Raw genomic sequence first — 14399 nt, 5'->3', positions numbered from 1 at the left:
TGAGCACCGCGATGACGGGGAGCCGTCGTGCGCCGGTGGTGGAGGGGGCGGTGAAACCTTGCTACCTTTGTTATCTTTGGCGGGGAGGGAATGAGCCGGTCCGCACGTCCGGATGCACGCCGCGTTGGTTGGACGCGAGAAGCCTCGGGCTTTTCAGTGCCGGTCCAAGGTGTCCAACCTGTCCAACCAAAATTAAGAAAGAGAAAGGCTTCTATTCCCCTGCCGATTTCTCAACGAGGCCCCTCCCACTCTCAAACTGCAGACTGGGGTTGGATTCGCCGCCGTGGACAGGTTGGTCTGGTTGGACTGCATCAAGGAAGTGACGCATTTCTTTCGTCCAACCTTACGATTGCGAGGTTGGACGTACGTAGGTGTAGGTCGGACACCACGCTGCACTTCGCCCTGCATCGGTGGCTCGGTCCTGGCCCTTAATCCGGTGACCCGTTCTCTATCTCTAGTTCGCACTCATTGTCGGGGATCGAGGCGGGCGTCGTCCTAGCCGGTTTCCTCTGATTGATAGTCTGGTTGGCCCTCCATCTCCCATTCCAAGTCTGGGGCGCACAGGTGGGATGCAAACTGCCGCCGGCAGTCGTCGAGGGGCGCGAACTGGAATGAGCGGACGCGCGTGTTACCCTTAGTCGGTCGAGTAGGATTAATGTGCGAACCAAGGGCAGCCCGAATATTTTTTGACCATACTGATTTAATCTCAGGTTTCCAGTCGCGCTGGCGTTTGCTGAACTCTACGTAGCACATATAGGCGCGATCGGTGTCTATGGTCAGACCGCCGTCCTGCCACTGCTCGCTGCTGATGGAGCCCTCCTGCAGGACGTCGTAAAGCCACGCCAGCGCACCGTGTAATGAGAGCGCCTGCTGTTTTGCTTTAGCAGCCGTATGTGGGATAGCCCGAACATCAAACGCCTTGAGGTCCATGTTAAGCAGGTCATGCAGCATCGCAGCAGCCCCGCCGTTTTCGATCTCGGCGTAGAGCGGAGCGAAATAGGTCTGATGGCCCAATCCGGCGTAGGTGTCGGCAACATCGAGTACGAACCAGCGACGATCGCCCATGCCAGCCGGGATAGCCCACTCGTTGTTGGACGCGACCATGATGAAGAGCAAGTTCTTGACCATAATTGGATCACGGAACTTGGCCTCTAGCTGAAACTGCGGCTCCGTGATGAGAGCCTTCAGGACGCCTTCGCCTTTCTTGTCACCAGCCCACAGGGCTTCGTCCAAGAACACCGTAGAGGCCGTACCGAGGGCCGCATTGAAACGACCAGTGAGCTGATCTCCGTGGGTGATATGAGCAAAGTGCTTCCCAAAGAAATGGCCGAATGTTCGGGCGAGGACGCCTTTGCCTGCCCCTGGGGCGCCGAGCAATGCGACCGCCACCCCAGTTTGTGTGCCAAGATGCTGCACGCGATATGCCAACAGCCTCAGCAGATAATCAAAATGCTGCTGGTTTCCTGAGCACACTACATTGAGCATGTGCGAGCGCAACAAGGCCCAGTTACCGGGTTTAGGAGTTACGCCGAAGCCGCGCCAAAGGTTGAGCATGTCGTTTGGAATATCGAGCGGACCGCCCGGCTCGAATACTACGCCGCGTCCGAGATATTGCCGGCGCCCCGTCCACTCGAACCATCGCCTGCTCACTTTGATGGTTTCCGTTGTCGTAGCTGTCTGTTTGAAGATCACCAGATTGGCGAACATCTTGTGGAAGTCATCGATGGTCATGAAACTGATGTCATTACCAAACAGCAAGGCAATCACAATCTGCCCACCGTATTTTGTAACCGCGAATGCCTCGTTCATTACGGCAAACAGTGTGTCGATATCGGCGCCTTGATCACGCAGACCCATAAGGCGCATGGCCGGATTAGGGAGATGTTGATAGCCGGAATTGCTCCCGGGGTTCACTTTGGCTTGCGATGTGACCTCGTCCGCAGGATTTACCGTGGCGGTAATATCCGCCTTAATGTTAAGGGGCGACTTTCCTTTTGCGAGGAGCGGGCACGTCTTGCACGCTTCGCAGCCAGCGCCTGCAATGGTGATGCAGCTCGGCCATCCAAATCCTCGATCAGCCCGCTCAGCCACCGCCCGATCGTACTCCTTCTGTGTACCGTCCTCGGAATAGGTCGCGTGGTCTTTAGAAATCGCGTGTGCGATGGCATTGCCATTCTGCATGAACGTGGTGCCAAGGATCGAGAGATGCCAGAGAAAGTTGTCGTAGTCCTTCCCGCCGTTCAGTAGGGCATCCCGGTAGAAGCCGCATTTCGTAAAGATTGGCCGGGGGTCGAGCTTGTGATCCTCGTGCTTGTCGATCCCTGCGTTGAGATCGGGCTCATCCTTGAGCATAGCGAACGCAGCCGCAGGGCCGTTCTTGAAGCTGTCACGCGCACAGGGCGGGACTGTTGGGTCATCTGCCCAGATCGAGTGCTGGGCTGGCGCGGCTGTCGGCGCCACCATCGGTCCGGCGAACTGCTGCAGAAACATCAGATGCTTAGGGAAGTCGTAGACCGCCAGAGGCAGACCATCAACTAGTCCGACTGGCATTGGTTGCGGATACTTCGGCTTGTGATTGAGCGTGCCGGGTACCCGCAGGAGGCGCGCTGCGTCCGTGGTGACGACGGTATCGGCGAGGACGTTGTTGGCACGCAGCAGGGTCTTGAGCCCCTGCGCGTATGGCAGCCACTCCTGTGGGCTGAGCGCCTCGCGGCTGATCCAATAGATGTGAAGACCACCCCCAGAGCGCACGATGGCGCTCGGGTCTGGAAGCCTCACTGTCTTCGCAAACAGCAGGATCGCCTTCAGCGCCTCGGCCTCGGTGTGATAGTGCTTTGGGTCACCCGCCTTGACATCAATGTCCACCCAGATCGACGTCAGGGCCAGCGCAGCGGCTCCAGACTTGGCAGCGCGCCTCGTACCATTCGGGCTGGTCTTATGGTCTCGCTGCATCGACGTGCAGAAGAACATGTCCTTGAAACCCTCGGGGCGCTGCAGCCGCCACGCCACGTCCGTCATGAAGTCCGCGATGTTCTTACAGGGCTTGCCGCCCTTCAGGACGTTGGTCTTCGGCACGGCCGTGCTGTTCTTGTCCGGAAAGGACCAGTGCAAGTTGACCCAGCCCGCGTCATTGGGGGATGCGGGCCATGGCACAACGGCGGCCATGAAGGCCTGTACGGCATTCCGATCAGTTGTCGGCTTCTTCAGCAAGAGGGTAGCTATGCGAGCGTCCAGACCGGCGTCTGGGTCCTCGGGCTTGCCGGTGTCAGTCACGGTGTCGAGCGTCGGCTGGGTCTGCTGGACAGGCCCCAACGTTCCGTCCAGATCACTGAGCCCGGTATCGACGGACGCAGACGCATGTACCCGGAGGGCGGCGGCTCCGCTTACGTCTGCGTCGGCGCCTCGTGCAGGGGCCCGTTGATTTGGATTAGCATTCAACATCCCGAACGCTCTCACGCTGTCTCGGCCAACATCCTGTCCAGGGCCACCTTCGGAACGAGGCGACGACCTGCGATCTGAACGGTAGGGAGCACTCCCTTCCGGTAGGCGACTGCACGGCAGATGCCCAGGATTTTGGCCGCCTCTTCGATTGTATAAGTCTGGCGCTCGATGCCATTAACTACCTGTTTCAATTGTGTTTTTTTATGAACTGCGGGCTTCATGGTGCTATCCTATGATTTATTATGCTACGTAATATACGTTTTTCATTGACTTTCAACATAATAAGTATAGCTTAACAGTCAATAGCGTGGGCAGCACCGATCATTCAGGAGAAGGTAATCCTTTGAAAGAAAAGAGAAAAAGTGGACGCCCTCGTGCCGAGAACCCGATGCTTCACACGGCCGTAGTGTTGCCTCCGGAACTGGTCGCTCGATTGAAATCGGACGCTCAGGCGAGTGATCAGGGATTGAGCGCTGAGATACGGCAGCGACTGCAGTTGTCGTATCTCTCGCAGGGACGTGAGACGAACCGATTTCTTGCAGCTGTTGGGAAGCTCGCTGACATGCTCGCGCGCGACCTAGGCACAGAGTGGTACGAGCACTCGTATGCGTTGTCGGCGTTCAAAGCCGGTGTGGTCGAACTTCTCTCGCGATACTTGCTTGAAGGCAGCGAAAATCAGCGTCCAGATGGAAATGGCGATGACCCACCCGACGTCGTTGGACGTACCTACGCCCGGCTCATAAAAATTACGGACCATGAAGATCAATGAGCGACGTGTGCGGCTGAAGTCGCGATGGTCCATGCACCATGCCCGACCGGCCAATGTAGGGAGTGGTAGCTGATCATGGCATCGGTTCGCAGGCGCACATGGAAAGCGACGAGCGGCGAGACCAAGGCCGCGTGGGTTGTCGACTACGCCGATAGTCGAGGCGTCCGGCAACGGAAGCATTACCTGAGTAAGAAGGCGGCAGATGCCTTTCGCATTCAGGTCGAAGGCCAGATGCAGGCGGGTACGTATCGAGCGGCTGCCGACAAGGTCACTGTCAAAGAGGTTTGCGAGAGCTTCCTAGAGCACTGCGCTGGCCGATATGAGCGCGATGAGCGGATGACGCGCAAAATGCTCGCGGTCTACAAGGGGCACGCCAGCAATCATATTCTGCATCCTGATCACGGGCTAGGTAACCGCAAGCTATCGCAACTCACTGCTCGATCCGTTGGAGATTTTCGAGACCGCCTCCGCAGCGCCGGCGTAACGGTTCCAACTACCAGAAAGATTCTGGCAACGCTGCACAGTGCCCTCGCGTATGCCGTTTCTCAAGACTGGATATCAGCCAACGCGGCCCACGGAACGAGGGTCATTGGTCCTCGTGATGAAGGATCAAAGAAAGTTGTCCCGCCGTCGAAGTCTGACATGGGGGCTACGCTCAGCGGTGCGGATGAGGATTTAAGGATCAAGCTAACCTTTGCAGCGTCCACGGGGGTTCGAGCTGGGGAGCAATGGGCCGTCCGTTGGCGCGATGTTGATCTAGAAAGTGGCCATCTCCACATTGGCCGCCGCGTTGATGCCTATGGCGAGGAAGGTGTACCGAAAAGCGCAGCTGGAGTGCGAACTGTTCCGATTTCCAGCCAACTGACGGCGATGTTGAAAACGTGGAAACTGAGATCGAAATTTAAGACGCCGGATGATCTAGTTTTTCCGAATGACAACGGCAATCACACAAGTCATGACAACCTGACTAAGCGCCGCTTCGGTCCTCTTTTTGACCGCCTTGAGGCTGCCTATCTGAGGGACCCGACCCGTTTTCCTGCACCTCCCCGTCGTTTTAATTGGCACGCGCTTCGACACTTTGCAGTGTCGAGTTGGATAGAAGCCGGGTTCGCGCCGAAGACAGTACAGACGTTCGCGGGCCATGCTTCGCTGCAAGTCACCATGGACAGGTACGGGCATCTGTTTCCTAGCGATGATCACAAGAGGGCAATGGACCAAATTGCCAAGGGTCTATTCGCCTAACATACCTCGCAGTTTGCTTGATCAGTGGGTCGCCGGCGCGGCTTTGGCACACCAGCGGCACATGATGGTTGCCAAGTTTCGTTAGAACAATGGGTTAGCGCGTGTTGAAGTTACCCTCATAACCTGAAGGTCATAGGTTCAAATCCTATCCCCGCAACCAAATATCCTGCTGAACGCTCAGCAGTCCGATGAAAAAGCCGCCCGTTTGAGGCGGCTTTTTCTTTGCGCAGCTCGTTGCGCGGCAGGCGTCTCACGGAGTGAACGGCCGCTCGGTCAGGAGCTTCCCGACCGGACCGAGGGTGAAGAGGTTGGGCACTTGGGTGCGGGGCATCCGCGCCTTGATGGCTGCGTGGAACTTGGCGTGATTGCCCTTGAATGCGCCGTGATTCCACACCCGAAGCAGTTGCTCGGTGAACGCGCCGTTGTGATCGCCGTCCAGGGACGTCTGGTTGTCCTGGCAGCCCGATATCAGGATCACGGCCGCCTTGCACTCGTTGGCGATGGCGGTCAGCCGCTTGCTGACGGCAACGCGCGCCAATGCGCTGTCCGGCGTCGGCACGGACGCCTTTCCCGCGGCCTCGGCCACGTCGCGCTGAAGCTTGTCGTAGAAGGCCTGATGCTCACGATAGGTCCGCATCGCGACGGAAGGCGGCATCATCTTTGATCGCCCGGCCGTACTGCCTTCCGGAACCCGCGCGCGTATCACGGTGCCGCTGTGGCAACTGTCGGAGAGGACCAACACCCGCACGCCCGCGGCAATGCGGCTCAACTCCAAAAACACCTCGTCGTCGATGAGCTCGCCATCATAGAGGCACCAGGTTTCGTCCTTCTTGTCCTCTTCTTCTTCGCCGCTCACGTCGTCGATCTGGCCGCCATGCCCGGAATAGGTCACGAACAGCAGATCGCCCGCCTGCAGCTTCTTGGATGCGGCTCTCACGGCTGCGAGCACATTCGCCCGCGTCGCCTTGGTGGTGAGCAGCAGCGTCGATTTCATGCCGGCGTCGTGCGCGATCGCCGCCATGTCGTTGGCGTCGAACTCGCAGGCGAGGAGGTCCCCGCTCCAGCCCGCGTAGTGCTTCGGGTCAACGGAGTTCAGCCCGATATGGATCGATACCGCCTTCGCCTTGTGCTCTGCCGTCTTCGCCATTTGGATCCTCCTTCCAGACATTATGAAGCCGCCGGGTCGACGATGCTGGACCGAGCGGTCACCGTTTGCGCTTTGGCGTGCTGCCTTGCTGCGTCCGCGCTCCGCCGGCCGGCTTCGCCTTCAACTTTATCTTCCTGGCCTTCTTGGCGGCCTTGGTGTTGCCCACCGGCGCGGCTTTCGGAGTGCCTTTCGTCGCACCGCTTCCCGTGGATGCGGGCGCTGCAGCGCGACCCGCCAGCGAGCCGAGTGCATCGAGAAGCTGCTTCGCGGCCGCAGCTTCGGATTGACTGGCACGCGCGCGGTATTTGGACAGCACGAAGGTCGCATTGTCGAACACGGAACCCCAGAGCCGCGTGTTGTCGACCCGTGTATGGTGCTCACGGAACTTCTCGATCAGGGGACCCGCTTTTTCCGCGAGCGAGTTCGCCGCGATCGCCACATACATGTCCAGTTCAGTTTGCCCGACGACGGACCAGAAATCCGGCGCGACAGTGCCCATCGAGCTGCGCACCAGGGTGATGGTTTCGTTGTCCATCGCTTGCGTACCTGCATTGCTCGCGAGCTGCGCGGCAATGCGGTTCATCGCGGGGTAGAAGAACGCCAGGGTGGAAGCGGAAGGCGATTTGCGGGCGATCGTCTCCGCGGCCTCGTAGTGCGTCAGCATCTGTCCGATGGCGGCCGCTTCAGCGGCCTCTGCCGCTGCCGTCGCGGTCTGGTCATCGGCCTTCGCCGCGGCGGCGGCCGCTGCCGCTTCGAGCAGGGCCAGTCGCTTGTAGCCGGAGCCATAGAGGCTTTCCCGCTCGACGGTCGGCGCGAGCGCAATCAGCCTGTCGAGCAGCGTCATCGCGTCCTCGATCTCCTTGCGCGCCTGGTCGATCGTCTTGCCGTCGCGTTCGACGCGCTCCCACGCAAGGCGGATCCTGGCATTCGCCAATTGTTCGATCGAGACGAAGGATGCCGTCCCGTCCTGCGCCTCGCGCGCGCGCTGATACCATTTGATCGCCTCGTCGAAGCGCTTGGCTTTCAGCCATGCGGTGCCGAACGCTTCGGCAACGTTGCCGCGCCCCTCCCAGTACTGGGCGAACTTCTGTTCCAGGTAGTGCAGGCGGACGGCCTGATCCTCGGGCTTCTTGCCCTGATATTCGGTTTCGACGGCGATCCGCTCGAGCGCGACGATTAAGGCCGGAGCCGACGCGATGCCGGAAAATTCTTGCCCCGCTGGTCGCGACGTGGGCTTCTGGGCATCGCCGGTCTGTGTCCGAAAGCGCCAGTCCGGATCACCGTAGCACTGATAGGCCGCCCAGGTGTTGTTACGGCTGCTGCGCGCGCTCTCCCGTGCCGTTGCGACGGCGTCGATGAAGCGGTCCCCGCCGAGCAGGGCCTTGTAGAAGCTCGTGGCAAATACGCTCGCCGCTTCGTCGTCCACCGCCCAGCCGGCCGCGATCACGCAGCGCACGCCGCCCTCGATCAGCGCATGGGCCACGCCCGAGGCGAATTCCGCGCGATTGTAATTGACCGGCTCGAAGAGCTTTTTCGGGGCGTCTGCCGCCAGATGACAGCAATTGACGAACACCAGCTCGGGGATGACGCGCAGCGCTTTGATCTCGTGCGGCCCGAAGAACGCGCCGTCGGACAGCACGACGCCGCGAGTGACGCCGTCGGTCGGCGGCTCGCCGTGGCCGGCAATATGGATGATGCGCCAGTCCCCGTCGATCAAGGCGTTGATCACTGTCCCCAGATCGGGTTCTTCGTCTCCGGGCTTGGGCCCGCTGATGACCCGATGGACGTGGCGAGGGTTGACCAATTCAGTCAGGCAGTCCGCGACCTTCGTCGCCTCCCGCCGCGCGCCCATCAGCGGCGGATAGACCAATCGGTCGCATGCGGGATCGCCGATCACGAGAATGTCGTCGTCGGCCGAAGCGTCGGTGACCGCGCGTGTGGGCGGCGACGGCGTCCGCAACTTGCGCAACAGCTTGGTGCGGATGGACCACGGCAGTCCGCTCGACTTTCCGTCCGATTTGGAGGGCTCGAGCGCCTCCCAGGGGATGGCGGCGGTGCTCGTGTCGAGCTCAAGCACCGTCTCCGTGCTGCTGCCCAGGAACGGCTCGAGATCGACCGGGACGAGCAGCCTGAAGAGCGTGCGTCCGATCTGCGCGTCGGTGTTGGCGTTGTTGGAGGCCGTCAGCACGAGGTTTCGAACGAGCCCCACCTGCATGGACTGGGGACGCACGTCGCTGCGTGCGCGCTTGGAATTCACCGTGTAGACGATCGATTCCGGCTCGTTCTCGGTTTTCTGGATGATGGCGCTGATGAAATCGTAGTCGGCGCCGCGGTATCCGGCATCCGTGGGCCGGCGCATTGCGCCGATGCCTTCGGCGATGGTCGGTTCGACGGTGAAGCGGGCGCTGTCCGCCGCCGCGAGCGCCCGGAGGGCGTTCCACGCTTCGCTGGCGCGGTCGAGAAACAGCTCGATGATCTTGAGCTGGCTCACGCGCGGCCAGCGCGGCGGCGCGGTGCCGTCCCGGGCGAGCTGTTCATTGGCCTCGCGCACGCCCTGCGCGATGAGTTGTGCCGCCTGTCCCGCCGTGATGCCGCTGCCGCCGCTGCCAAGCAGTGTCGTCGCGAGCGTGAATTCGGGCGGCACGGGACGCCGCTCCGTCAGACGCTGCGCCCATCCGATGACCGCCTGCCGGACGGTATTCACGAGATGCGATCCGCGCAGCTCGCCCTCGGCGCCGAGACCGGCCACGATGACGGCCTCCGGCCGCGGCAATTGCCAGGGATTGTCGGCATTGGTCGTGACGTTGACGAAGACCTGGTGGCTGCCGGGCGCGTCCGGATAGAGGCCCCGCTGGAGTGACGCGATCATCGCGCCACCGATCGCGTGGTCCATCACCGCTTCCGTGCCGGTGAGGCGCAGTGCGCGGTAGTGGCCGATCAGCAATGGCTCGGAGACGTAGGTGAGATCGCCGTTCATGACGGTGATGTGCAGGCCCGCAGCCCGCGTTTTCGCCTGCGGCGCGGGCGCCGTGGCCGCGGGCGCCAGCACGTCGGTTTCGCGCTGTGGCGGTGTTTCACCGCCCGGCAGTCGTGACGGACGGCTTCGCACCAGCGGTTTGGCAGTTGGTTCCGCCTGTCCCCGCGCGGTCTGGGCCGCGGTTAGCGTGAAGAGGCGATCCGTCCGGCCCATGCTGAGCAAGTCGCGGTATCCGCCGAAGGCTTCCTTGTGCCGGGGCAGAGATCCATGATCAGCGTCCACGACCCAGGTGGCCACCCCCGGCAGCACGGCGCTGTCGAGCAGCACCCGGCCGTCGCCCTGGTCCGGCGCGTCCAGATACATCACGCCGTCGTCCGACTTCTGGTAGCCCGCTGGCGTGAACTCCGCCTTGCCGACGACGAGCAGGAGCTTGTGTGCGAACGAGGCGAGGTCGGTGTCGCGCTGCCGATCGAGCGCGCGCCGCAGTTCGACCGCTTCGTTGAGCACGTCCTGGGTGGGAATTCCCCACTCCAACTGGGCAAATTGCAGCGGCAGATTGTGCCAGGGGTTGTTCCTGCGCGCCGCCGCAAGATCGGCGGCTGCAAGATCTTTCCAGGTTGCGTCGGTGCCGAGACCGTTCAGCAGGCCGGCCTGGAGTTGCAGGATCCCGGGGAAATTGGCGATGAGCTTGCGCGCCCCGTTGCCGCCGAATGGTGCGCCCACGCTGGTCAGGAGATTGCCGAACGTATCGTCGCCCGACAGGACCTGCATCGGCGCCCAGGAGCCGCCGTTCGGCGTCCCCAGCATCAACAGGCGCGCGCCGTCGGCCGCCATCATCCGGTCCCACGTGCTGCGGCTGACGATCTGCATCATCCGCGCAACCAGGCCGCCCATCGAATGCGCGATGATCCGCACCGGCTGTTTCGATGTTTTGCGCGCGTCGAGGGCGGCGGCGACTTCGTCGGCGAGACGTTTGGCCTCGGCGGCCATCGGGCGCCGCCAGTCGAAGGCGAACGGCTTCACGTCGTGGTCGTCGAAGAAGAACGTCGCGAGGTCGTCGTAGTAGATGCCAACCGGCCCGTCCGGCAGGATATTGGTGCCCTTGGGATCGTAAGCGAGCTGCTTCAAGCCGTTGACGAGGCGCCATCCGAGCCAGATACGATCGTTGTCGATCTTCAAATTGCTGCCGAGTATGCCGGGCAAGATGAAGAGCGCAGGCAGCTCGGCGGCCGCGGCCGCACCGCGCGCTTGCAGTGCCGCCCGAACCCCCGTCGACGACTCCCCGCTCCACGAGAGCGGGCCGATGACGCGAAATTCGTCCGGCGGATCGGCGCTGAGCGCCAGCGCGTTCACGATCGCATTCGCAGTCCGCGGGTTGCTGAAATAGTTGAAGTGCGAGACCTTGCCGCCCTGGTCGAGGACGAACGTCGAGTCCTTCTCCCGCGGCGACCCGCCATACATCGATCGCGTTTGCACCACCAGGTCGTTGTCGGTCCAGAAGAAGGCATCGGACAAGAGGGTCTTGACCCAGGTGCCGACCGAATCGCCCTCGAGATCGCCGGCCACGACGCGCAGATCGCCCTTGATCGGCTTGTCGGTCGCATGCAGCCATTTGACGAGCGGCGAATCCGGGATCTGCGCCGCGAGACCCGGAACCACGTCTGGGTCCGCGCGTCGACGGGCGACTTCACCCAGAAATTTGACCAGCTCATCCGCGACGGGAATCTGAGCGAGCTCGAGCGCCCACTTCACCACCGACACATAGGCGTCGAGACGCTTGGAGGCGAGCAGGGTGCCTCGCGCCGGGCAGGCGACGCGGACGACCCGATCGATCGAAATGCGCTTCCTGGCGACGAGCTCGGCGAGCTTCTTCAGCTCCTGCGCGCTCGAACCGTCATTTGCGAACAGCTCGACGGACGCCACCGGTTCGCTGCAGACCCGCGCCAGCACTTCTGCGACCAATCCGCCGCGCGAATGCGTGAGCAGATGAAGCCGCGCGCCTTCTGGCGCGGCTTCGGCCAGCGTGATGGCGTTGGCGATCGGGCTTGCGCCAAGCGTCGGGTGGTCGAGCGCATAGACCCTGTCCCGAAACCTCTTGAAGAGCAGATCGACGAGCTCCGGGTGCTCGTTCCACAGCTTTCCGAACGTGCCGGAGGTTTCGCTGAAGGTCCCGTGAATCAGCACCAGCGATGGTGTCTCGCCAGATGCGATCGTGGACGGCGTCCGGTCCTTGAGCGATCCAGGCGGCTGACGATCGAGCCGGTACACGCCCGCCTTGACCTTGGAGTCGAACGCCTGAACGACCTTCGAGGCCGCGAAATCCGCCGCCTTGTCCTCGGCAAAACCGGTGAGGACCTGAATCCCCCGCACCAGCACGTCGCTGAGGAAGCCACGTGTGGCGCCAGGCACGGCCGCGCCTTCTTCGAGACGCCACTGCAAGCGGGCCGGAATACGTACCTCGCCCGGCGCGAGCGTCGTCCCGCCGCGCGAGAGAAGCGGGTCGTCCTGTTGGGATTGCAGCAGCTCCCGCGCGGTGTCCGGATGCAGCCACAGCTCGGGTCCTCCGGCGACTTCGATCAGAACGACGTCTTCTCCGGGAATTGCGGTCGTTCGGACTTCCGATTCCCCGGCGGCGCGCTGGGCCGTGACGGTGATGGAGTCCTTCACGCGCCCCACGGGTAATGCTGCGCCGCCGGCGCCGCGCGTGGCGCCGCGGTCTGCGCGGACGCCAGGGACGACGAACGTGATCGGAGCGGCCATGTTGTACCTCCGCAATTGCCTCCGCCGGGATCGACCGCCGCGCGCGATCAATCCGCGCTTGACCGCGCACAGCAAAGCTCATCCGGTGTCACCCGGCTGCATGCCTTTGAGCTTGTCGACGGTCGTGAGCGAAACGCCTGAAATCGAAATTCTGAAACGCCTGTACGATACTCGCCTCAATAGAAATGGCAATAGGACACAACGTCGGGGTCATCGTCGCATCGCGCGGCCGGAAGCCGATACGTTCGCTCGGCCACAGATCGTACCATCTGTGCATGCACTGCGTGCCAACGCGTGGGGCTCAAGGTGGTCAGACGAACAACGACCGGCGCCGCAACTCGGACTGCGACGAAAGAGGTGTCGTACGCCACCACGGCCTACGAAGACTTCGTCATCGTCGCAAAGCGCAGGAACGCGCGCGAGATAGGCGTCCGGATCGACGCATCACCCGCCGGTCGCATGGCCGAGGAGGAGACTGTCGCGTTTCCCGTCGAGGAAGGCGTTGAGCTGCGTGCAAGCTTCTTCAGTGGGAGCGCGCGTGGCGGGCGCGCCGAGATCACGATCGACGAGGCCGTGGCGATCGGAACACGGCTCGCCGATGTTCTTTTTCCGAAGACGGTGTTCCGCCTGTTCGCCGAGAGCCTCGGAAAAGTGGTGGGGCGGCCGAACACCGGCCTGCGCATCCGGCTCGACATGTTGCTCGACCCGTCGATCTTGATCAGGAACGTCATGGCCGGCTGGTCGGATGCCGGGGCCTGTCCGACCGCATGGCGGAACGCTGCGATCTCCTCTGGTGCGGCCGGCCGCAGGCGGAGCAAGCCCGCTGGAAGGCGTTTCGAGAAATCCTAAAATTTTGTTCGAAACAACGGGGCGGGTTCGTGCGTTGTGTTCGCGCAAGCCCTCTTGGCAGCGTCGAGGGGGACCTTCCTGCGACATCCAGATTGTCACCATCCGAATTGTTCCCGGTCCCGGCATTGTTGCGCTGTCGGTGCATTCGAAATAGCATCGATTGCGAACAGGCGTGGGCAGGGCAGTAGAAATGACATACGAGGCCTTCTTTGCAGTCTTCTGCCGTCGATCACTCGGTAGCGAATACGGAACCTGCGCACTGGAAAATGCGTCTTCGCTGCCCTCGCTGTTTGTCGGCGCTGCGGAACGCGTGGTCACAGCCGTCATGTTCCAACCGTGCCTGCGATTATAGCAGGGCAGGGTTTCCCATGATCGGCACCCAGCCGGTGCTGATCGATTTTGCAGCCAGCATTTTTGAGCGCCGAATGTACGACGCCGAGAACGGCTCGGCGCTGCAGCGGGATGTCAGCCGCCGTTCCATGGGGTCGCGGCTGCATCGCCTTACCTTCGGAGGCAATCCGGTGGCGGTTTCCAACAGCACGAAATTCATCGATCTGTTGAAGCGGGAGTCGAGGCGGCCGGTCGTGCTCGTGATCGGCGGCGGGACGATTGGTTTGGGCGCGGACGAACTCTACCGGGACGATTGCATCGAGCTCGTCGGCACTGATGTCTACGCCTCGCCGCATACCGTGCTGGTGGCGGACGCTCACAAATTGCCGTTCGAGGATGGCGTGTTCGATGGCGTCTGGGTGCAGGCGGTGCTGGAACATGTGCTCGAGCCCGCCACCGTCGTTGCCGAGCTGCATCGCGTGCTCCGGCTGGACGGCCTGGTCTATGCGGAGACACCGTTCATGCAGCAGGTGCATGAGCAGGCCTATGACTTCTCGCGTTTCACGCAGAGCGGTCACCGCTGGTTGTTCAGGCGATTTTCCGAAATCAGCGCCGGGCCGGTCGGTGGCGCCGGCGTGGCGCTGGCATGGTCGATCCGTTATTTCTCGCGCGCGCTCGGCGCGGGTAACAAGCTGTCACGCCTGATCGTGCTGCCCTTCTTCTGGATCAGGTATCTCGATGCGTTGGGCCGCGGCCGGGCCGCAGCCGACGCTGCCAGCGGCTTCTTTTTTCTCGGGCGCAGGGCCGAGCAGGCGATGGATCCGCACGCCATGCCGGAATACTACAACCGGCAAAAGTGAGGTTTTGAGAGGCGGCGCGCGGGC

At 62.1% G+C, this 14399-nt stretch carries 8 protein-coding genes; 4 read left to right on the top strand and 4 right to left on the bottom strand.

Annotation, left to right across the window (positions count from 1 at the left end):
* Window positions 1-495: 495 nt before the first annotated feature.
* The gene (locus tag V1286_RS29675; protein ID WP_334485655.1) at window positions 496-3312 is read right to left on the bottom strand and encodes a primase-helicase family protein; all 2817 of its coding nucleotides are present in this window, start codon (window positions 3310-3312) and stop codon (window positions 496-498) included.
* Window positions 3313-3452: 140 nt separating this feature from the next.
* Window positions 3453-3662 (bottom strand): helix-turn-helix domain-containing protein, encoded by a 210-nt coding sequence (locus tag V1286_RS29670; RefSeq protein ID WP_334485653.1) that lies wholly within the window; start codon window positions 3660-3662, stop codon window positions 3453-3455.
* A gap of 86 nt (window positions 3663-3748) precedes the next feature.
* Here V1286_RS29670 and V1286_RS29665 point away from each other — a divergent pair, with 86 nt between their 5' ends.
* Complete coding sequence (locus tag V1286_RS29665; protein ID WP_334485651.1) at window positions 3749-4210, top strand: hypothetical protein; 462 nt, start codon at window positions 3749-3751, stop codon at window positions 4208-4210.
* Between the two features lie 75 nt (window positions 4211-4285).
* Window positions 4286-5452, top strand: a complete 1167-nt coding sequence (locus V1286_RS29660) for a tyrosine-type recombinase/integrase (RefSeq protein WP_334485650.1) — start codon at window positions 4286-4288, stop codon at window positions 5450-5452.
* A 250-nt stretch (window positions 5453-5702) separates the two neighbouring features.
* On the opposite strand, the gene V1286_RS29655 is transcribed toward V1286_RS29660, so the two are convergent.
* Both V1286_RS29655 and V1286_RS29650 read right to left on the bottom strand, forming a co-directional pair.
* Entirely contained in the window at window positions 5703-6599 is an 897-nt protein-coding gene (locus V1286_RS29655; RefSeq protein ID WP_334485648.1) for a caspase family protein, read from the bottom strand.
* 58 nt (window positions 6600-6657) lie between these two features.
* Window positions 6658-12336 (bottom strand): DUF7379 domain-containing protein, encoded by a 5679-nt coding sequence (locus V1286_RS29650; RefSeq protein ID WP_334485646.1) that lies wholly within the window; start codon window positions 12334-12336, stop codon window positions 6658-6660.
* Window positions 12337-12642: 306 nt separating this feature from the next.
* Here V1286_RS29650 and V1286_RS29645 point away from each other — a divergent pair, with 306 nt between their 5' ends.
* Entirely contained in the window at window positions 12643-13185 is a 543-nt protein-coding gene (locus V1286_RS29645; RefSeq protein ID WP_334485644.1) for a hypothetical protein, read from the top strand.
* A gap of 368 nt (window positions 13186-13553) precedes the next feature.
* Window positions 13554-14375, top strand: coding sequence for a class I SAM-dependent methyltransferase (locus V1286_RS29640; protein ID WP_334485642.1), 822 nt, complete (start codon window positions 13554-13556; stop codon window positions 14373-14375).
* The last annotated feature ends 24 nt before the right edge of the window (window positions 14376-14399 follow it).

This window comes from Bradyrhizobium algeriense (assembly GCF_036924595.1).
GTDB lineage: Bacteria > Pseudomonadota > Alphaproteobacteria > Rhizobiales > Xanthobacteraceae > Bradyrhizobium > Bradyrhizobium algeriense.
This window is presented reverse-complemented; position numbering and strand designations above follow the sequence as displayed.